At 66.9% G+C, this 20,051-nt stretch carries 20 protein-coding genes and 1 tRNA gene; 14 read left to right on the top strand and 7 right to left on the bottom strand.

What is annotated here, in order from left to right; genetic code table 11:
- Position 1 precedes the first annotated feature (1 nt).
- The gene (locus ACORJG_RS03705) at positions 2 to 2,296 is read left to right on the top strand and encodes a S9 family peptidase (protein WP_427791718.1); all 2,295 of its coding nucleotides are present in this window, start codon (positions 2 to 4) and stop codon (positions 2,294 to 2,296) included.
- 51 nt (positions 2,297 to 2,347) lie between these two features.
- Complete coding sequence (locus tag ACORJG_RS03700) at positions 2,348 to 2,761, top strand: low affinity iron permease family protein (protein ID WP_427791716.1); 414 nt, start codon at positions 2,348 to 2,350, stop codon at positions 2,759 to 2,761.
- An 89-nt stretch (positions 2,762 to 2,850) separates the two neighbouring features.
- Here ACORJG_RS03700 and ACORJG_RS03695 read toward each other — a convergent pair whose 3' ends face one another.
- Complete coding sequence (locus ACORJG_RS03695) at positions 2,851 to 3,204, bottom strand: Hpt domain-containing protein (RefSeq protein WP_427791714.1); 354 nt, start codon at positions 3,202 to 3,204, stop codon at positions 2,851 to 2,853.
- Positions 3,205 to 4,620: an amino acid permease gene (locus ACORJG_RS03690; protein WP_346532160.1), complete on the bottom strand. Its 1,416-nt coding sequence runs from the start codon at positions 4,618 to 4,620 to the stop codon at positions 3,205 to 3,207. It lies immediately after the preceding gene.
- 197 nt (positions 4,621 to 4,817) lie between these two features.
- Here ACORJG_RS03690 and ACORJG_RS03685 point away from each other — a divergent pair.
- The 6 genes from ACORJG_RS03685 (at position 4,818) to ACORJG_RS03660 (ending at position 10,321) form a co-directional block, all read left to right on the top strand.
- Positions 4,818 to 4,893: transfer RNA gene (locus ACORJG_RS03685), tRNA-Lys, on the top strand.
- Between the two features lie 422 nt (positions 4,894 to 5,315).
- Complete coding sequence (locus ACORJG_RS03680) at positions 5,316 to 6,251, top strand: ABC transporter permease (RefSeq protein ID WP_427791712.1); 936 nt, start codon at positions 5,316 to 5,318, stop codon at positions 6,249 to 6,251.
- Complete coding sequence (locus tag ACORJG_RS03675) at positions 6,248 to 7,066, top strand: ABC transporter permease (RefSeq protein WP_427791710.1); 819 nt, start codon at positions 6,248 to 6,250, stop codon at positions 7,064 to 7,066. Before ACORJG_RS03680 ends, ACORJG_RS03675 begins: the two co-directional genes overlap by 4 nt.
- Entirely contained in the window at positions 7,063 to 7,872 is an 810-nt protein-coding gene (locus ACORJG_RS03670; RefSeq protein WP_427791708.1) for an ABC transporter ATP-binding protein, read from the top strand. The genes ACORJG_RS03675 and ACORJG_RS03670 overlap by 4 nt, the downstream gene beginning before the upstream one ends.
- Positions 7,869 to 8,762, top strand: a complete 894-nt coding sequence (locus tag ACORJG_RS03665) for an ABC transporter ATP-binding protein (RefSeq protein ID WP_427791706.1) — start codon at positions 7,869 to 7,871, stop codon at positions 8,760 to 8,762. The genes ACORJG_RS03670 and ACORJG_RS03665 overlap by 4 nt, the downstream gene beginning before the upstream one ends.
- The gene (locus ACORJG_RS03660) at positions 8,759 to 10,321 is read left to right on the top strand and encodes an ABC transporter substrate-binding protein (protein ID WP_427791704.1); all 1,563 of its coding nucleotides are present in this window, start codon (positions 8,759 to 8,761) and stop codon (positions 10,319 to 10,321) included. Before ACORJG_RS03665 ends, ACORJG_RS03660 begins: the two co-directional genes overlap by 4 nt.
- Before the next feature lie 75 nt (positions 10,322 to 10,396).
- Here ACORJG_RS03660 and ACORJG_RS03655 read toward each other — a convergent pair whose 3' ends face one another.
- From ACORJG_RS03655 to ACORJG_RS03635, 5 genes are all read right to left on the bottom strand, one after another.
- Positions 10,397 to 10,936: a TetR/AcrR family transcriptional regulator gene (locus tag ACORJG_RS03655; RefSeq protein WP_427791702.1), complete on the bottom strand. Its 540-nt coding sequence runs from the start codon at positions 10,934 to 10,936 to the stop codon at positions 10,397 to 10,399.
- Between the two features lie 245 nt (positions 10,937 to 11,181).
- Complete coding sequence (locus tag ACORJG_RS03650) at positions 11,182 to 11,709, bottom strand: hypothetical protein (protein WP_427791700.1); 528 nt, start codon at positions 11,707 to 11,709, stop codon at positions 11,182 to 11,184.
- 35 nt (positions 11,710 to 11,744) lie between these two features.
- Entirely contained in the window at positions 11,745 to 12,335 is a 591-nt protein-coding gene (locus ACORJG_RS03645) for a hypothetical protein (protein ID WP_427791699.1), read from the bottom strand.
- Positions 12,336 to 12,385: 50 nt separating this feature from the next.
- Positions 12,386 to 12,889 carry a hypothetical protein gene (locus tag ACORJG_RS03640; protein ID WP_427791697.1) on the bottom strand — a complete coding sequence of 168 codons (504 nt, stop codon included), beginning with the start codon at positions 12,887 to 12,889 and terminating at the stop codon, positions 12,386 to 12,388.
- Between the two features lie 45 nt (positions 12,890 to 12,934).
- Positions 12,935 to 13,738: a hypothetical protein gene (locus ACORJG_RS03635; RefSeq protein ID WP_427791696.1), complete on the bottom strand. Its 804-nt coding sequence runs from the start codon at positions 13,736 to 13,738 to the stop codon at positions 12,935 to 12,937.
- Positions 13,739 to 14,052: 314 nt separating this feature from the next.
- Here ACORJG_RS03635 and ACORJG_RS03630 point away from each other — a divergent pair, with 314 nt between their 5' ends.
- Genes ACORJG_RS03630 through ACORJG_RS03605 form a run of 6 tightly spaced genes read left to right on the top strand, consistent with a single transcriptional unit; the run spans position 14,053 to position 20,030 of the window.
- A complete protein-coding gene (locus tag ACORJG_RS03630; RefSeq protein ID WP_427791694.1) occupies positions 14,053 to 14,679 on the top strand; it encodes a DUF4129 domain-containing protein in 627 nt (208 codons plus the stop codon).
- The gene (locus tag ACORJG_RS03625) at positions 14,676 to 15,902 is read left to right on the top strand and encodes a DUF4350 domain-containing protein (RefSeq protein WP_427791692.1); all 1,227 of its coding nucleotides are present in this window, start codon (positions 14,676 to 14,678) and stop codon (positions 15,900 to 15,902) included. The genes ACORJG_RS03630 and ACORJG_RS03625 overlap by 4 nt, the downstream gene beginning before the upstream one ends.
- Positions 15,889 to 16,845 (top strand): AAA family ATPase, encoded by a 957-nt coding sequence (locus ACORJG_RS03620; protein ID WP_427791690.1) that lies wholly within the window; start codon positions 15,889 to 15,891, stop codon positions 16,843 to 16,845. Before ACORJG_RS03625 ends, ACORJG_RS03620 begins: the two co-directional genes overlap by 14 nt.
- Positions 16,842 to 18,158 (top strand): DUF58 domain-containing protein, encoded by a 1,317-nt coding sequence (locus ACORJG_RS03615; protein WP_427791688.1) that lies wholly within the window; start codon positions 16,842 to 16,844, stop codon positions 18,156 to 18,158. The genes ACORJG_RS03620 and ACORJG_RS03615 overlap by 4 nt, the downstream gene beginning before the upstream one ends.
- Positions 18,155 to 19,159, top strand: a complete 1,005-nt coding sequence (locus ACORJG_RS03610) for a stage II sporulation protein M (protein WP_427791686.1) — start codon at positions 18,155 to 18,157, stop codon at positions 19,157 to 19,159. The genes ACORJG_RS03615 and ACORJG_RS03610 overlap by 4 nt, the downstream gene beginning before the upstream one ends.
- Positions 19,149 to 20,030 (top strand): RDD family protein, encoded by an 882-nt coding sequence (locus ACORJG_RS03605; protein ID WP_427791684.1) that lies wholly within the window; start codon positions 19,149 to 19,151, stop codon positions 20,028 to 20,030. The genes ACORJG_RS03610 and ACORJG_RS03605 overlap by 11 nt, the downstream gene beginning before the upstream one ends.
- Positions 20,031 to 20,051 lie beyond the last annotated feature (21 nt).

Genomic DNA, 20,051 nt, shown 5'->3' with positions numbered 1-20,051 from the left:
CATGCGCACTTTTCTTCTCGCCTCGACGATCCTGATGGCTGCGACCCCGGTGTTCGCACAATCCTCGCCCCAAGCCGCAAAGCCCCCCGCTACGCCGCCCGCCGCCACGGCGCCCGCGGCCTCGATCCTGACGGTCGAGCGGGTCTTCGCCAATCCGTCCCTGGCCGGGCCGGTGGCCAAGGGGGTCAGCCTGTCGCCCGACGGCGAGCTGGTCGCCTTCCTGCGCTCGCGCGAGGACGACGTGGACGTGCTGGACCTGTGGGCAGCCCCGGTGAAGGGGGGCGAGCCGTTCAAGCTGATCGACGCCCGCGCCCTGGTCCCCGACGCCGGCGAACTGTCCGAGGCCGAGAAGGCGCGGCGCGAGCGGATGCGGATTTCCCAGCGCGGCGTGGTCGAATATTCGTGGGACGAACAGGGCCGTTATATCCTGGCTCCGCTGGAAGGCGACGTCTTCCTGGCCAACCGCGCCGATGGCTCGGTGCGGCGCCTGACCGAAACGGCGGCGGACGAAATCGACGCCAAGGTCTCGCCCAAGGGATCGTTCGTCAGCTTCGTGCGCGACCAGAACCTGTTCGTGCTCAATTTGGAGACGGGCGCCGAACAGGCCATCACCACCGACGGCAAGGACCTGATCACCTGGGGCGCCGCTGAGTTCATCGCCCAGGAAGAACTGGACCGCGACACCGGCTATTGGTGGAGCCCGGACGAGCGTTACATCGCCCTGCAACGCACGGACGAGAGCCCCGTGGACGTGATCCCGCGTCTGGACATCACCGGCGGCGGCGCCTCGGTGGCCCAGCAGCGCTACCCCCGCGCCGGACGGCCCAACGCGGTGGTCGAGCTGTATGTTCAGGACGTGCAGGGCGGCCAGAGGGTCAAGGTCGATCTGGGCGCCGATACGGACATCTATCTGGGGCGGGTGAACTGGGCGGCGGATGGCTCGGTCGCCTATGTCCAGCGCCTGTCGCGCGATCAGAAGCGGCTGGACCTGCTCAGCGTCGATCCGGCCACGGGCGCCAGCCGGGTGATCGCCAGCCAGACCTCGAACGCCTGGGTCAACGTCACCCACGACTTCAAGGCGCTGAAGGACGGCAACTTCATCTGGTCGAGTGAAGAGAGCGGGTGGCGTCACCTGTATCTCTACAACAAGGACGGGCGTCAGCTGCGGGCCGTCACGCGCGGCGACTATCCGGTGAAGTCGCTGGACGGCGTCAATCAGGAGACGGGCGAGGTCTTCTTCACCGCCTCCATGCGCGACGGCCGGGAATATCCGATCGAGCAGCAGTTGTTCCGCGCCAGCTACAAACGGACGCTGAACCCGATCGAAGTCACGCCGCGCGGCGGCTGGTGGAGCGCCTCGGTCAACAACACCGGCACGGCCTATGTCGGCAACTATACCGACGTGAACACCCCGGCGCAGTCGGCGCTCTATTCGATCAACGGCCAGCGCGTGCGCTGGATCGAGGAAAATAAGCTCCAGCCCGGCCACCCCTTCTGGCCCTATGCCGAGCGCCAGCAGAAGCCGACCTTCGGCACGCTGCAGAGCCACGGCGAGACCCTGGTCTGGCAGATGACCACGCCGCCGGGCTTTGATCCGTCGAAGCAGTATCCGGTCGTCATGCAGGTCTATGGCGGCCCGTCGGCGGGCGGGGTGAAGAACGCCTGGCAGGGGGCGACGAACCAGTTGCTCACCGAAGCGGGCTATATCGTCTTCCGTCTGGACAACCGGGGCGAAGGCGACCGCTCGGCCGCCTTCAAACAGGCCCTCTATCTGAAGATGGGCCAGCCCGAGATTGAGGATCAGGTCATCGGCGCCGACTATCTGCGCTCGCTGCCCTACGTCGACGACAGCCGCATCGCCATGATGGGCTGGTCCTACGGCGGGTTCATGAGCCTGATGGCGCTGACGGAGCCCAAGATGGCGCTGGCGGCGGCGCTGGCGGGGGCGCCGCCGACGGAGTGGAGCCTGTACGACACGGCCTATACCGAGCGCTATATGTCGACGCCGCAGGGCAATGTGGAGGGCTACGCCGCTTCGGACGTGCTGGGGCGTCTCGACAACCTGACGGGCCGCCTGCTGTTGATGCACGGCATGGCCGACGACAACGTGATCTTCGAGAACACCACGCGGGTGCTGAACGCGCTGCAGGAAAAGAGCATTCCGTTCGAGACCATGCTCTATCCGGGCCAGCGCCACGGCATCCGGGGCAATGATCGTCAGCTGCACCAGTGGCGGACCTACCTCGACTTCCTGGACCGCACGATCGGGACGCGGGCGGCGCAGAAGGCGGACTGAGGCCGTTTCTGACCTGGCGGAACCCGGCCCAGCGGCCGCCGTTCCGCCGGAATGGAAAAGCTGTTCAACCATCTGGCCAATGCGACCGCCAAACTGGCGGGACGGCCGTGGACCTTCATCATCTGCGTGGCGGTGGTCCTGGTCTGGGCGGTGACGGGGCCGGTGTTCGGGTTCAATGAGACGTGGCAGCTGGTGATCAACACCGGCACGACCATCGTCACCTTCCTGATGGTGTTTCTGATCCAGAGCACCCAGAACCGCGACGCAGCCGCCATGCACGCCAAGATGGACGAGCTGATCTATGCGGTGAGGAAGGCCGATTCTCGCTTCATCGGCATCGAGCACCTGACCGACAAGGAACTGGCGGCCATCCTGCAGGAGGTCGAGCGACGCGGCCGCGACATCCACGCCGGCCAGCCCGCACGACCGGTCAGAAGCCGCCCGGCCTCACGCGCAGAGACGTGACCGCAGTTCCATGGAAAAAGGGGCCGCCGAGCGCATCGCCCGGCGGCCCCTGATCTGTTTGAATTCTGCTGCAAGACAGGAGGTCGGTCTCAGCCCTTCAGGCTCTTCAGCGCCAGTTCGTGACGATAGGCCGCGACGTCGGCCAACGCCGCATCCAGTGCTGTGCGGACCCGCTCCAGCCCGGCGGGCGCAGCCGCCTGTTCGCCGAACTCGACCTCTTCGCAGACCTGGGCCAGGGCCTTTGCCCCGATGCCCGCCCCGGCGCCGCGGATGGTGTGGACGGCGTCGCGCCAACCCTCGCTGGACGCATCCAGCATGGCCGACCACATGCGGGCCTGTTCGGCGAACAGGCCCAGCACTTCGTCCGTCACGTCATCCATGCCCGCCGTCATGGCTTCGAGGACGGTGAAATCCACCGCCCCCGACAGGTCGCGTCTGGCCATTCAGCCTTCGGCCTCTTCGCCCTTGGCCAGACGCGAGTTGCGCGACGACCAGATCAGATAGACGGCCAGACCGAACAGGTTCCACAGCAGGAAGTAGAACTGGGTCGAGCTCTTCAGGCTGAAGAAGAAGACGATGCAGCCGACGATGGCGATGCCGCCGACCAGCCACCACAGCGGCGCCTTGAACTTGCGCTCGCGGTTCGGCTCGCGCACGCGCAGCACGATCAGGCTGACGCCCACGGCCATGAAGGCCATCAGGGTGCCGGCGTTAGCCAGCGAAGCCAGTTCGTCCAGACGCATGATGCCCGCCAGGAAGGCCACGACGATGGCGGTGAACACCGTCACCACAGCCGGAACGCCGCGCTTGGAGATCTTGGCCAGGCGGTTGGGCAGCAGGCCGTCGCGCGACATGCCCAGGAAGATGCGGCTCTGGCCGAACAGGAAGGCCAGCAGCACGGTCGGCAGGGCGATCACGGCGGCGGCGGCGATCCACTGAGCGGCGACGCCCTGGCCCAGACCGCGCATGATGTGCGCCAGCGGCTCAGGGCTGTCGGCGAAGCTGGACACCGGCGCAGCGCCGATCGCAGCGGCGGCGACGGCGATGTACAGCACGGTGCAGACCACCATCGAGCCGACGATGCCTATGGCCAGATCGCGCTCGGGCTTCTTGGTTTCTTCGGCCGCCGTGGCGATGGCGTCAAAGCCGTAGAAGGCGAAGAAGATGATGGCCGCAGCCGCCATCACCCCCGTCTGCACGAAGGGCGCTCCGAAGCCGTTGGGCATGAAGGGCGTGAAGTTGGCCGTATCGAAGTGCGGCATGGCGATGGCCACGAACACCACCAGGGCGGCGATCTTCACGAACACCAGCACCGCGTTCAGCGTGGCGCTTTCCTTGGTGCCCAGCAGCAACAGGCCGGTCACCACGGCGATGATGAAGATGGCCGGCAGGTTGATCAGCCCGCCCTCGACGTGCGGCCCCACGGTCAGGGCGAACGGCAGGTCGATGCCCAGTCCCGCCAGGAACGGCACGGCATAGCCGGACCAGCCGACGGCGACCGTCGACACGACCAGCGAATATTCCAGGATCAGGCTCCAGCCCACGACCCAGGCGAAAATCTCGCCCAGCGCGGCGTAGGAATAGGTATAGGCGCTGCCCGATGCGGGCATAATCGTCGAAAGTTCGGCGTAGGCCAAAGCGGCGCAAGCGCACACCAGACCGGCGAGTGCGAAGCTGATCAGCACCGCCGGACCCGCCAGGCCCGCCCCGACTCCGATCAGCGTCAGGATGCCGGTGCCGACGATGGCGCCGACGCCCAGCGCCATAAGGTGCGGCCACCCAAGGGTTTTTTTAAGCCCCGGCCCCGAATTCGGTGCCAGCATCACGTCGATCGAACGTCGACGATTCCAGAACGCCATAATCGTTTACTCCCCCTGCCGCACTTGCATTGGCGGCTGAATCAAGGCGCGACCTTAGCGCGCCATGCAATGATGATAAAAGATGCAATTCACGCTTGCGCCCGGCCCCAGTCCTGAGTAATAGGAGCGCCCTTCGCCGAGGCAAACACCGCCGACGCAAGGGACCGGCGCCACACCAAGGGCGCAGACGACGGTACGGGTGATTAGCTCAGTTGGTAGAGCAGCTGACTCTTAATCAGCGGGTCCACAGTTCGAACCTGTGATCACCCACCATCGTCCTTTCAACGGTCCGTGAGCCGTTTGCATCTGAAAATCAGTACGTGACTTGCTGCGGCTGCTCGCAGGCATCGCAGATCTTTGCGCCCCATCGCCGGAACGGGCGCAGTCGACCCACGGCTTAAGGGCGGAAAACGTCTCAGCGAGAGACAGTCCGCACGCCCCGTGAACCCGCCGTCCTGCCAATGCCGAGTGTTGTCGGAGCGTATCAGCTTTTCCCGCCACCCGATCGCCCGCCCGTGCGCAGTTTCTGAAGCAACGACTGGCGACGCCGTTCCAGTGCGTCGTTGACAGGGGCTGCGCTTGCCTCCAAGGATGATGTCTTAACTTAGATACGACTAGTCGGCGCGGATCGTTCAGAACATGTCCAAAACCCATTCGGCCCGCATGGACGAACTTGCTGAAGGCCGTCGCTCCTGATGTCTTCTTCCCGTCTCCTGGGCGGCGTGAGGGACTTCGCCCTCGTCCTGATCGCAGCCATGACCGTGCTGTTCTTTCTGCTGCGACTGACGGGCGATCCGGCGCTGGTGATCGCGGGCGAAGGCGCGTCGCCGGCTCAGGTCGAGGCGGTGCGGGTCGAATACGGCTTCGATAAAAGCATGATCGTCCAGTACGGCCACGCCATGCTGCGGCTGCTCCACGGCGACTTCGGCCGGTCGCTGGCGGACGGCGCCCCGGCGCTGGAGAAGGTGCTGGCCTCCCTGCCCGCCACCCTGTTCCTGGCCGCAATGGCGCTGGGCCTGAATCTTCTGATCTCCCTGCCGCTGGGCGCCTGGCTGGGCCAGAAGCGGACGGGGGCGGCGCGTCGCATGACGCGCGGCGCGCTGACTGTCATGCAGGGCTTCCCCGGCTTCGTCATCGCCCTGTTGCTCATCAACCTGTTCGCCGCCGGTCTGGAGTGGCTGCCGTCGATTGGTTACGGCGGACCGGAGACATGGGTGCTGCCTGTGATCTCGGTCGTCTCCTTCCTGGCGCCCAAGCTGATCCGCGTGGTCGAAGCCAATACCCACGCCGCCCTGGCCGCAGACTTCGTGCGCACCGCCCGTTCAACCGGAGCGTCCGGGAATGAAATTCTGTGGCGGCATGTCCTGCCCAACGCCCTGCTGGGAGCGGTCGCTCTGATCAGCGCCGAACTGGCCTTCATGCTGACAGGCCTGGTGGTCATCGAGACCATCTTCGCGTGGCCGGGAATCGGCTGGCTGCTGGTGCAGTCGACACTGAACCTTGACTTTCCCGTAGTGCAGGCGGTGGTCTTCGTCATGGTGGTCAGCGTCTTCCTGAGCAACGCCGTCACCGAAGCTGTTCAGGCCCTTCTGGATCCACGCATCGGCGACAGGACGAGGGCTGCATCATGAGCCGCGCCAGATTCGGCCCGCTGTCGCCCGCCCTTGTCGCCGTCGGCGCGGTCGGCCTTGGCTGCATCGCCGTCATGGTGTTCGGCGACCGGCTTTCCGGTCATGACCATCGCGTGATCGACCTGTCGATGCGTCTGGCCGCCCCCCTTGCGCCGGGCCATCTGCTGGGCACGGACGAACTGGGTCGCGACGTCCTGGCGCGCCTTCTGAACGGAATGCGCTGGTCAGTCGGATCAGCCTTCTGCGCCACCCTGATCGCCTTCTGCATCGGCGCGACCTTCGGCCTGGCGGCGGCGCACAGGGGCGCATGGCTGGGTGGCGCGCTCAGGCTGCTGACCACCTTCACGCAGTCCTTTCCCTCGTTCGTCATGGCGGTGACCGTGATCGCCCTGCTGGGCGACAGCGGATTCTGGGCGGTGACGCTGACCCTGGGCCTGGTGACCTGGCCGGTGTTCTCGCGGGTGGTCTATGCCGAGGCCGCCAGCCTGTTCCAGCGCGAGTATGTCCAGGCCGCAGAGATGACGGGAATGAGCGTCGTGCGTCTCTATACCCGGCACCTCCTGCCCGCGCTCGTGCCGACGCTGTCCGTGCTGGTGGTTTTCCACTTCGCCGAGATGATCGTGGCCGAAAGCGCCCTGTCCTTCCTGGGCATCGGCGCGCCGCTGGGCGCGGCGACCTGGGGCGCCATGCTGGGCGAGGGACGCGCCTACATGCTGCAGGCGCCGTGGCTGACGCTGGGCCCGGCCTTCGCCATGGTCATCATCATCGTCGCCGCCCACAGCCTGGGCCAGCATCTGCGGAACCTGGCCCGATGAACGTCGCCGAGATGAACATAACGCCCGGAACCGTGCTGGATATCCGCCGCCTGAGGCTTGAGAGCGTGGCAGACGGACGCGTGCTGATCCCCAACCTGGACCTCATCATCCGGCGCGGGGAAATCGTCGGCCTGGTCGGCCAGTCCGGGTCCGGAAAGACCCTGACCTGTTTCGCCGTCGGCGGACTGACGCCGCCGGGGGTGCGCGTCGCGGGCGGAGAAATCCATCTGGAAGGCCGCCGCATCGACAACCTCGACGAAGCCGGATGGCGCGCCGTGCGCGGCGGGCGGATCGGCATGGTGTTCCAGGACCCGCTGTCCTCGTTCAATCCGGTGAAGACGGTCGGCTCCATCCTGGTCGAGTCGGCCCGACGTCATCGCGGACTGGACAAGGCCGCTGCCAGGGCCCTGGCCATCGAGACCCTGCGGGCCATGCGCCTGCCCGGCGCCGAGGCCTGCATCGACGCGTGGCCGCACCAGTTGTCGGGCGGCCAGCGTCAGCGCGCCATGATCGGCCTGGCCCTGATCAACCAACCGGCCCTGATCCTTGCGGATGAACCGACCACGGCCCTGGACCCCACGGTGCAGTTGCAGATTCTGGCGCTGTTGCGACGTCAGGCCCGGCAGGCGGCGGCTCTTATGATCACCCATGACATAGCCGCCGCCGCCGCCGTTTGCGACCGCATCGCCGTCATGCTGGAAGGCGACATCGTCGAGGAAGGGCCGACAGAACAGGTCTTGTATCAGCCCGAACACCCCTTCACCCGCAGCCTGCGGGACGCCGCCCATCTGGGGAGACGGCCATGACCGCACCGCTGCTGTCGATCCGGAATCTGGGCGTCGCCTATGGAAACGGGCGTGATCGCCGGTTTGTCCTGCGCGGCGCTGGTTTCGACCTGGCGCCCGGCCAGGTCATGGCCATCGTGGGCGAGTCAGGCTCAGGCAAGTCGACGCTGGTGCGCGCCGTCGCCGGTCTGGCCGATCCCGCAGAAGGGGAAATCCTGTTCGCCGGCGCGCCGCTGCCCCCGCTGGGCAAGCGCACCCGCGCCATGTTGCACGGCGTCCAGATGGTGTTCCAGGATCCCGGCGCCAGCCTGAATCCGCGTCAGTCGATCCGCTCCGTGCTGGAAGAACCGCTGATCGTCATGCGTAGGCTGGGCCGCGCCGCACGACGCCGTCGCGTCACGGAACTGATGGACCTCGTTCACCTGGACCATAGACTGCTGGACCTGCGTCCCGCCGCCCTTTCCGGCGGTCAGAAGCAGCGCGTCGCCATCGCCCGAGCCCTGTCGATGGAGCCGCGCCTGCTGATCGCCGACGAAGCGCTGTCAGCCCTGGATTTCGCCAATCAGGACAAGATCTCCGCCCTGCTGCTGGAACTGAAAGAGCGGCTGAACCTGGCCATGCTGTTCGTCTCGCACGACATGCGCAGCGTGCGCCGGATGGCCGATCAGGTCTGCGTCATCTGCGATGGCGAAGTGGTGGAACAGGGCCCTGTCGCCCACGTCCTGTATCATCCGCAAAGCGACTATACTCGACTGCTTCTGGCCGCAGCCCTGAACCCGGCGGCGGCCCTGGCAGACCCGCGCCTGAGCGCAGCTCTGGAAGCAGGCGGACCGGTCAGCGGCGACGCCCTGGTCGGCGTCATGGACATCATCGGCGCCAACGCCCGCATGCAGGAACAGCCAGGCTCATGACGCTGAACCGAATTCGCCGCTTCTTCATCGCCGGCCTGTGCGCAGCGCTGGTCGCCGCATGCGGTCAGGATGCGGGCCAGAACGGAGGCAGGAACGGAGGCCAGAAAACGCCTTCGCGTGACGGTCAGGTGCTGCGTGTGGCCGCAGGCAGCCTGCCGCCCAGCCTTGGCAATCCGTTTCGCGGCAACGGCCGCCCCGGATCACTGCTCTGGCTGGCCATCTACGACGGCCTGACCGCCATAGACGACGAAGGCCAGTTGGGGCCTGGCCTGGCCACGGAGTGGACGCTGGTCGAACCCACCGTATGGCGTTTCCGGCTGCGCGAAGGCGTGCGCTATTCCAATGGCCGGCCGTTTGACGCCGCATCGGCCGCCGGCGTATTCGACTTCCTGCACTCCGAACAGGGAAAACGCACCCTGATCGGATCCGAGGCTCGCGGCATTGTCAGCGCGCGCGCCACCGGCCCGCTGGAGCTTGAAATCCGCACCGAACGGCCCGACCCCGTCCTGCCCCGACGACTGGCCGCCTTCATGATGGTCGAGCCTGCAGCCCTGGCCGAGATGGGCATGGACGCCTATGCCCGTAACCCCATAGGCACCGGCGCCTTCATCATGACCGGCTGGGACCAGCGCACCCGCCGCCTGACCCTGGCCCGAAACCCGGAATCATGGCGGCCGTCAGGCATAGAAGGTGTCGTCTTCTATGAACTGCCCAGCGCAGCGGGCCGCACCCAGGCCCTTCTATCCGGCGATGTCGACCTGTCCCTCGTCGATCTGGAGGAAACGGAGCGGCTGGAGCGCAACGGCTTCCACGTCATCCACACGCCCTCGATGCAGGTGAAGGCCTATTCCTTCCGCAACGTGGGCGGCGACCCGTCCTCGCCGCTGCGGGACGTCCGTGTCCGCCAGGCGCTGAACTATGCGGTGGACAAGGACGCCATTTCATCCCTGCTGCCGAAAGGCGCCCGACCCTCTGGCCAACCCGCCCCCAGAGGTGCCTTTGGCCATGACCCGTCGATCGCGCCCTATCCGCATGATCCCGCCAGGGCCCGGCGCCTGCTGGCCGAAGCCGGCTATCCGAACGGATTCCGGCTGACGATGGAGGTCATGACCGATGCTGCGCCCGGCGACGATCTGATGTCGCAGGCCGTCGCCGAATACTGGCGCGCCATCGGCGTCGAAACCCGGCTGAAAGTCATGACCATGCCCGACTTCCTGATGAAGTATCAGACCAACAGTTGGGCCGGAGAAGCCCTGGCCCTGTCATGGAACAGTTTCCAGTACTACGACGTCACGCGCTCCATGGAGGACTTTTCGTGCCTGCGGCCGACCCCTTTCTTCTGCGATCCGGCCATTACGGAGAAGCTGAAGGTTGCGCGCGAGATCATGAATGACGGCGAACGGCTCAAGGCCTATCAGGAACTGGGACGGATGTACCGGGACGCCGCGCCTTCCCTCTTCCTGATCGAACACCAGGACCTGTTCGCCTACGCCCCGCGCGTCGGCGGCGTGAAAATCCGTCACCGCGTGCCGGTATATGAAGAGATGACCCTGCGCTGATCCTCAAGGCCCGGTAAGACGATTGATCTGCCGGCGCGTCGCCTCCCCCTGTCTGCAGACGCTCCGGACCGGACTTCAGGAAACGACCGTGGATGCGCCTGCGTGCCTCAGGCTTTCGCGTACACGCTCCAGCGCCAGTTCCACCGGCTCTCCGACATTCATCAGGTCGAAGCTGCCGTTCAGGTCAAAGACACAGTGACCGTGAACCACCGCAATCAGCGAACGGGCCAGTCGCGGCGCATCGGCGGCGGCGCCCTCAGGCAGAATGGCCGCCACCTCGTCTGCTATGATCCCGGTCAGTTCGCCGCGTTGCCGGTTCTGGATATCGGTCAGGGCGACATCCGGCGGCAGATGATGCTCATAGATGGCGCGCCAACTGTTCGTGTGGGCGCGGGCGAAGCCGAAATAGGCCTCGACCAGACAGCGGATCCTGTCGCCGTCGCATCCGTCCAGCGCCTGACGCACCTCCTGGGCCCAAAGCCGGAACGTCCGGGTGTTGATGGCGATCAGGAGCTGATCCAGCGTGCCGAAAACATTGTACAGGGTGCCGATGGAATAGCCGATGCGCTTGGCCACCTCGCGCGCCGAGAAGCGCGCGAATCCGACTTCGGCCATGTGTCTGTGGCCCTCGATCACAAAAAGCCGCTCAAGTTCCGGCCGTGTATGATCCGATCGCCTGCCCATTATGCCAGCATAGCAGAGGCTGGACTGTTTGCGGAAGGACGGCGCCGCCGCGCCCTTTCCTGATGGATCGACGATCATTTGAGATCATGGCCAGACTGGAACGGACCGCTCCTGCAATGGCCGGCGCGTATGTCCAGGCCTGACGCCTGCCTGAGCCCTCAGAGGTTAAAATGCGTTCAGGGCAGCGTCCGCGGGCTGGCCAGAACGCCGGGACTGATGAATTGCGGCCGGCCGGTCCAGGTCAAAAGCTTAACCAGCGTCCCGCCCGGAGCGGCGAAGGCTTCACAGGCGGCGGCATCGGGAATTCCCGGGTCGGCAGCGACCAGGGCCCCCTGCCGCAGACCTTCATTGTAAAGGGCGAATTGCTCGCGCTGTGCGGCCGTCAGAAGGGCCCGGTAGGAATCCGCCTCCTGTCCTGCGTTGGCCACGATCAGGGCGGCGTCTTCATCTGACAGCCGGCGACACAGGACGCCGATCCTTACCAGGCGCTCGATCCGGACGGCCAGGCCCGCATGGGCCCGCGTCAGATCATAAAGGGCCCTGGCGTTTGCAGGATCGGCTGCAGCCCACGCCTGCAGGGCCTCACGGGTTTCGGCGTCTTCTCCGGCCCCCTCGGGCTGGGCCGCCAGGGCGCCGCCCGCTGCGGTTGCGATGGTCAGAACAGGCGCCAGCGCCAGGCCGCACAGAAACCGGCCCAGCGCCATCAAAGGCTCATACCTGTGCAGTCGCGACACGCCTGTCAGCCCGGTATCGGGCCGATCGGCCAGTTCGACAGCGATTCCATGTCGCCCTCTTCAGACGGACAGGGCTGATAGAGGGTGAAGACCAGGTCCCCCTCAAGATACCAGTCGGCGCCCTGCTTGTCCTTGACGACGCCGTCCGAGTGGCAGACGGCCGCCTTGCTGCCGTCCGGCACGATCAGGATGGCCCAGTTGGTCACGCCCGCGCCCGCCGGGTCATAGCCGTGCAGCAACAACCGACCGCGCGTGGGCGTCACCACCCCCACGACATTACCGTCGAAGAAGATCGACTTCTGGATATCCCGATCCACGCCCGAAGCCTCGACGGCGGCGCGCACCGCCGGGTGCCGGAAGAAGCTCACGCCCCGGACAGGATCGGTCGGATGCTTGCCCACATAGGCGGACAGGGGCGGCGCGGCGTCCCCGGGCGCCGTCAGGACGACCTCCGCCACGGGTGCAGGTGCAGGTGCAGGCAGCGCCTCCGTCGGGGCGGCCTTACCCGCGTCGGCATCTCCAGCCGGGGAGCATGCGGCCAGCGCAGCCGCGATCATGAGAGAACCGACAGCCGTCAATCCGTTTTTTGGAAACATGGAGCATTCCTTGAACAAAAAAGATCCGGAGGGTCATTGCGACCCGGGCGTCACTGATCGGCGGCGCGCAATTCAATCGTCAGGGGCTGTTCAACTGTCCCTTCGCCGAAGATGTTGACGACCATCGCCTGCCCGCCCCATGTCGACAGCAGTCCGCCCTGCATGGAATAGCCGCCTTCCAGTTCCTCTTCGGACAGGGTGAAGCGCGTGCAGGCCGCCCGTCCCAATCCGTCGGCGAAAGCCTGATCGATGCTGCCGCGCCAGCCCGGCAGCCCGCTGGCGTCGGTCAGTTCGATCCGTTTGCCGACAATCCGCCCGTCACGACGCCAACTGTAGCTGACGCCGTCCGGAGCCTGGGCTGTGCAGCCGGTGCGTCCGCAATGCAAGGCGCCGACCGGAGCGCCCGACCTGAGCGCCTGCTGCTGCGCCGCCGTCAGGACCTGCCCGATCGACAGCGTCCCCCGGTCAAGGGAAACACAACCGTCCTGGGCCATCGCCGCCGTCGCCGCGCCCAGAAGAACAGCCGCAGTCGCGCCCGTCAGGAAAATACGCATCCAGACCTCCCCGGTCCCTGTCGCCGCCCTGGCGGCGCGTGTCATTCAGCAGGCAGGAACCCGGCTCTTTCCGTCCAGCCTGTACCGGCCGTCGGGTCCACGCCTGTAGGTTTCCGTAAAATCGGAAGATCCACTGTAGGAAACGGTGAAGCTGCGTCCTTTTTCCGCGGCGGAGATGACGCCTTCGACGCCCGTGTCGCCGTCCTCAGCGTCGGCGTCGGAGAAATAGATCTGAAGACTGGCGATCTCCACCGGCCCCTCGGGTGTCAACTCCGTCAGCACGGCCTGGCCGCAGGCCCTGCCCTGCCACACGCCGCCCGCTTCGGTATAGAGAACGGGATGTTCGCCCATCGCCGTTGTCCAGCCCCAGCGCAGGGCCGGATTGCCGACTACACCCGCCGCGCCGACATCCAGCCACTCGCCTTGAAGGCTGTATGGGTAGCGCGGCTCGCCCGCGTCATGTCCCAGATAGTGAACGGCGTTCATGCCGCTGCAGGCCTGGCCGGTGCAGTCATTGGCCCCTGTGCTGACCAGAGCGACGCGGGTGTCGGACAGCGGAATGAAAGTCAGGGGCACGAAGGTGTAAAGGTCATCGCCGATCTGACGCGCCGCCTCATTACGCGCCGCACCGGGGAAGGCGACCCCGAATGCGGCGGGGGTTCCCGCAGGCACGCTGTCGCGATCCACATCCCGAATGTCGATCAGGGAGCGCCCGGCCGGCGACCGGCCGGCCTGCCCCGTAGCCGCCTTCCCCGTAGCCGCCTGCGCCGGAAGCACCGCCAGAGCGGCGCCGATTGCAACGCCCAGCGCGGCAAGAACCGGAAGGGCGGTCCTGTTGAATGAAGGCATGGCGACGCTCGCATTTCTGGACGCGGAAAATAGAAAACCGATGCGCCCGCACCCGACAGGCATCAAGACGCCGAATAAAATAGACACTGTTCATTAAGTCTGGCAACCCGCTTTTTCATGAATGCGCCGCCATGAAAACGGTTCGCCGGAATTGTGAAATACCGCACGACGAATGACAGCCGTCGCTCTCGAAGCCTTCGGCTTGGGCCGCCCGGTCGCCGGAAGGTTGAAAACACGCGGGAGGCCTACCGCCCCCGGTTGACTTGCGCCTGAGCGCCTCTAAGGCTGTAGACACAGGATCAAGGGGCGTTCGCATGCGAGACGAAGCTTCGGCTTCCGGCGACAGGGTCGCCGAGGCTCACGCCGCCCTGCTGAAAGACGTCTCGCTGCAATTCGACCGCACGGGCTTCACCCCGCCGCAGACGCCCGGATGGCTGCACTGGCTGGGCGGGGCGCTGAAAGCACTGGAGCCGCTGCTGAAAGCAGTGTTCTGGATCGGGCTGGCCTTGCTGGCCGCGCTGATCCTCTATGCCATCGTACGCGAGATCATGCGCATACGCGCGCCGCGCGCCAAACCCCTCCCGCCTGTGGTCATGGACAATGAGGCGTGGCGGCCCGACGCCCGGGCGGCGCAGGATCTGCTGGCGGAAGCCGACGCCCTGGCTGCACGCGGACATTACGCCGACGCCGCCCACCTGCTGCTGTTGCGCAGCGTGCAGGACATCGAAAAGCGTCAGCCGCGCGCCCTGTGCGCCTCGCTCACCTCGCGCGAGATCACCCGCCTGAAGGCGCTGCCGGAAGCCGCCCGCCCCGCCTTTGAACAGATCGGTCGCGTGGTCGAGCGCAGCCTTTTCGGCGGCGCGGACGTCGACGCCCGGGAATTCTCTGAATGCCGCCAGGCCTATGAGGCCTTCGCCCTGCCCGAAGGCTGGCGCGGATGAGCCGATCCTCCGGCGCCGTCGGCCGCGCGTTTTCTCCCGTCATCATGATCGCGGTCCTGCTGGTCAGCGTCGTCGCCCTCGCCGGTCTGGGCGTGCTGTCAGCCTGGGCGCCGGAGTTGAAGTCGGGTGATGACGGGCAGGGCCACGCCCTGTCGCGCGCCGCCATCGGGTTCGGCGCGGCGCCGGTGCTGCTTCGCAACCTCGGCGTCCCGGTGAGCATGAGCCGAGGCCATCTGACGCCTGCATCCGATGAAAGCCTGTTGGTGTTGACGCCGCCGCCCGGCGCTCGTCCCGAGCCGATCGAGGACATCAACCACGCCGGAGCGACCCTCCTGGTCCTGCCGAAATGGAGCACAGCGCCGGACCCGGATCATCCCGGCTGGGTGCGCACCCTCGGCGTTTTGCCCGCCGATGCCGCCCTGTCGTCGCTGAGCGAACACCTGCGACTGGGCGCCGATCTGAACACGCGCGACGGCAGGACCGCTGTGCAGTTGAAACGACCCGACGGTTCCATTTTCGGCGCCCCCGTCCAGGTGGATGCGCTTCGCACGTTTTCGGGTCCCGACTGGGTTCCTGTCGTAACGGATGATCTGGGCCGTCCGGTGCTGGCCATGCACGCCAAGACCCGCCTCTATGTGCTGGCCGACCCCGACCTGCTCAGCACCCACGGCCTGAAAACACTGAACGGGGCCCGCACGGCCGTCGCCCTGCTGGATTTCGTTCGAGCGAAGGACGCGCCGGTCATCTTCGACCTGACCCTGCACGGCATGCAGCGCACGCGCAGTCTGTTGCGGCTGATGCTGGAGCCGCCGTTGCTGGGCATGACGCTGGTGCTGGCGGCGCTGGCGGTCTTCACAGGCTATCAGGCCGTGGTCCGCTTCGGCCCCGCGCGCGAGACCGGCCGCGTCATCGCCCTGGGCAAGCGCGGACTGGCGGACAATACGGCCGGGCTGGTGCGGTTGGCCCGGCGCGAGCATCACATGGCCGCGCCCTACGCCCTTCTGACACGGGCCGCCGTCGTCCGCGCCATCGGCGCCCCGCGCCGCCTCAGCGACGCCGAACTGGACGCCTTCCTGGACCGTGTGGGCCAGGCTCAGGGCGCGCAGACCTCCTATTCCGCCCTGGCCGATCAAGCCCGGGCCGCCAAAACCCCCGGCGACCTGATGCAGGTCGCCGCCGCCCTCCATCGCTGGAACCAGGAGCTGACCCGTGGACGTCAATGAGGTGAAGACGATCGCCGAGCGCATCCGCGCCGAGATCGCCAGGGCCGTAGTGGGCCAGGACGGCGCAGTCGACCTGTTGCTGACGGCCCTGTTCGCCGGCGGGCACGTCCTGCTGGAAGGCCCGCCCGGCACGGCCAAGACCCTGCTGGCCCACAGCTTCGCCCGCGCGGTCGGGCTGGACTACGGCCGCATCCAGTTCACGCCGGACCTGATGCCGGGCGATATCCTGGGGTCCAACCTGTTCAACTTCCAGACCTCCAGCTTCACCCTGACGCGCGGGCCGATCTTCTGCGAACTGCTGCTGGCGGACGAGATCAACCGCACGCCGCCCAAGACCCAGGCCGCCCTGCTCGAAGCCATGCAGGAGCGCAACATCACCATCGACGGTCAGGCCCATGCGCTCAGCCCGCGCTTCACCGTCGTCGCCACCCAGAACCCGATCGAGCAGCAGGGCACCTACCCCCTGCCTGAAGCGCAACTGGACCGCTTCCTGTTCAAGCACGTCCTCGACTATCCCGATCTGGAGCAGGAGCGCGCGATCATCGCCGCCCACGGATCGCGCACCGGGCAGATGGATCCCGTGGCCCTCGGTGTGGAAACGGTGGCGGAAAGCGACGCCATCACCGCCGCCGTCGCCGCCGTGGCCCAGGTGCGGCTGACGGACGAGGTGGTGGGCTATATCGCCAACCTGGTGCGGGCCACCCGCGATTCCGCCGATGTCGAGACAGGCGCCTCGCCGCGCGCGGGCGCCATGCTGGCCGTCGCCGCCCGCGCCCGCGCCGCACTGGACGGACGCGACTATGTCATTCCCGATGATGTGAAGACGCTGGCGATTCCTGCTCTGCGCCATCGTCTGGTGCTGTCGCCCGCCGCAGAGATCGAAGGCCGCCGTGTCGAGCAGGTGCTGGCGGGTCTGGTGGATCAGGTGGCGGCGCCCCGGTGATCTATCCCAGCCGACGCGCGGTGATCGTTCTGGCGGCGGGAGCGCCCGTCGCGCTGCTGGCGGGCGTGCTGACGCCGGTCGGCTGGCTGGCCGGTCCGGTATGGATCGCGGGCGTCGTCCTGCTGTTCGCGCTGGACGCCGTGCTGGGCGGATCGCGCACTGGCCTCAACCTCGATGCGCCTGAACCGGTGCGCGCCGCCGTCGGGCGACCAGGCCTGATCGGACTGACGGTGCGGTTCGACGCCTCCGGCCGCACGCCTCAGGACGTTGAAGCCGCCGTGTCAGGAGAGGCGAAACTGGGCCTCAACGACGAACCACGCGGCGCCGGGGTGCATGATCGGACCGCCGCCCTCGCCTTCCCCTTCACGCCAGACCGGCGTGGCGAGGCGAAGGTGAACGATCTATGGGTGCGCTGGCGCGGGCCGATGGGTCTGTGCTGGAAGCAGAAGACCTTCAGCCTGAACCTGGCCGCTCCGGTGCTGACGGACCTGCATTGGGTGCGCGATCAGGCGGTGCGCCTGTTCGCCCGCGACGCCCTGTTCGGCTCCAAGGCCCAGATCGATATCGGAGAGGGCGCTGAGTTTCAGGCCCTGCGCGACTATCAGCCCGGCATGGACCGGCGCGCCATCGACTGGAAGCAGTCGGCCCGCCACGCCGCCCTGCTGGCCAAGGAGTTCCGCACCGAGCGCAACCACAACGTCATCATGGCTCTCGACTGCGGACGCGCCGCCTGCGAGCCAGTCGGAGGAATGCCGCGCGTGGACCGCTTCATCCATGCGGCCCTGCTGCTGTCCTACGCCTGCCTGCGCTCGGGCGACCGGGCGGGCCTGTTCGCCTTCGATTCCCGGCCGCGCCTGACGACCGGCGCCGTGGGCGGCATGAACGCCTTCCGCACCCTGCAGACGGTCGCAGGACGCATCGACTATTCCACGAATGAGACGAATTACACCCTGGCCCTGGCCACACTATCGGGACAACTTCAGCGCCGCTCCCTGATCGTGGTCTTCACCGACTTCACCGATTCCACAGCCGCCGAACTGATGATCGAGTCTCTGGGCCGACTGCTGAAGCGCCACCTTGTGCTGTTCGTGGTCCTGCGTGACGAAGAGCTTGAGGGCCTGACCGCCGCCGCCCCTGAAACGCCTGAAGACGTGTCGCGCGCCGTCGTCGCCGCCAGCCTGCTGCGCGAGCGCGAGACGGTCATCGCCCGCCTGCGCCGCATGGGCGCCCACATCGTCGACGCCCCCGCCGATCAGGTCGGACCTGAAGCGGTCAACGCCTATCTGGACCTGAAGCGGAGGGACCTGCTGTGACCGACGCCCCCCTGCTGAAAAGCCAGCGTTTCCGTCAGGCGCGCGAGGACGACTGGCGCCGTCTCGAACGGTTGATGGACAAGGCTGAAAAGGGTTCGGCGTCCAAACTGACCGATGCAGAAATCCTGGCCGTCCCGGTGCTGTATCGCTCAACCCTGTCCGCCCTGTCGGTGGCGCGCGAGACGTCGCTGGACCAAGGGCTGGTCGACTATCTGGAGACGCTGTCGGCGCGAGCCTATTTCTTCGTCTATGGTTCACGCGCGACGCTTCGCGACCGACTGAAAATCTTCTTCCGGCAGGACTGGCCCGCCGCCGTGCGCGGCCTGTGGCGCGAGACGCTGATATCGACAGCCCTGATGCTGCTGGGCGCCGTGGTCGGGGGATGGCTGGTCATGCACGACCCCGAATGGTTCCACGCCTTCGTGCCCGCCGATCTGGCCGGCGGACGCGATCCGGGCGCATCCACCGCCTCTCTGCGCGACGCTCTTGAGGGCGCCGACGGCGCAGGCGGCCTGTCGGTCTTCGCCGCCTTCCTGTTCACTCACAACGCCCAGGTGGCGCTGCTGGCCTTTGCGCTGGGTTTCGTCCTGTGCCTGCCGACCGGGCTGCTGATCCTCTATAACGGCGCGACGCTGGGGGCCTTCCTCGCCCTGTACGCCAGCCGCGGCCTGGGGCTTGAACTGGGCGGCTGGCTGCTGATCCACGGCGTGACAGAGCTGTTCGCCGTCATTCTGGCGGGCGCCGCCGGACTCAGAATCGGATGGGCCGTCGCCTTCCCCGGCCGCGCCCACCGGCTTGATGCTGCGGTTCAGGCCGGACGCCGCGCAGGCGTCGTCATGGGCGGCGTCATCGTCATGCTGCTGCTGGCGGGCCTGCTGGAAGGTTTCGGTCGCCAATTGATCGCCGACACCGGGCTGCGTTACGCCGTGGCCGCCGTCACGGCCCTGATCTGGGGCCTCTATTTCTACGCCCCACGGCGGGAGGTCGCCCGTGACCGCTGACGCCGCCCGCGCCAACCGCAGCGAACGCCCCTTCGTCACGCCCGAGGGCGTCGATCTGAAGCTGAACATCGGCGACGCAGGCCAAAGGGCCGCAGCCTTCCTGCTGGACGCCGCCATCATCATGGGCGTGCTGCTGGCCTTCTCCCTGATCCTGATCTTCACCGGCGTCGGCGCCCTCAGCGCGGCGGGCATGGCAGGCGCCGAGATGATGGCCGTGCTGTGGCTGGCGGTCTTCTTCCTGTTGAGGAATTTCTACTTCACCGCTTTCGAGCTGTCAGCCGCCGCCGCTACGCCGGGCAAGCGGTTGATGGGGCTGCGCGTAGCGTCACGCGACGGCGGACGGCTGAGGGCGGAATCGGTCTTCGCCCGCAACGCCATGCGCGAACTGGAGGTCTTCATGCCCCTGTCGCTGCTCGGCGCACGGGCGGGCCAGGGCGGCGTGGACAGCTGGATGTATCTGCTGGGTTTCATCTGGGCGGCGATCTTCGTCTTCTTCCCTCTGTTCAACCGGGACCGGCTGAGGCTGGGCGATCTGGTCGGCGGGACCTGGGTGGTGCGCACGCCCCGGCACAAGCTGACCCGCGACATGGCCGATGAAGGCGCGCAGCGGATGGCCAGCCACGACTTCACCCTGGCGCAACTGGACGCCTATGGCGCCAAGGAGCTTCATGTTCTGGAATCCGTCCTGCGGACCGGAGAACGCAAGACGATGCGCGCCGTGGCCGAGCGCATCGCCGCCAAGATCAACTGGTCACGTGACCCGCATCAGACTGACCGCGACTTTCTCAGCGCCTATTACGCCGCCGTGCGCGCGCGGCTGGAGCAGAAGCTGCTGATGGGCGTGCGCCGCCGCGACAAGCACGACATCTGACGGCGCAGCGACCGCGCCTCT

The organism is Brevundimonas diminuta, from assembly GCF_050310045.1.
GTDB lineage: Bacteria > Pseudomonadota > Alphaproteobacteria > Caulobacterales > Caulobacteraceae > Brevundimonas > Brevundimonas diminuta_F.
Note: the sequence above shows the minus strand (reverse complement) of the source record. Positions and strands in the feature narration are given on the sequence as shown.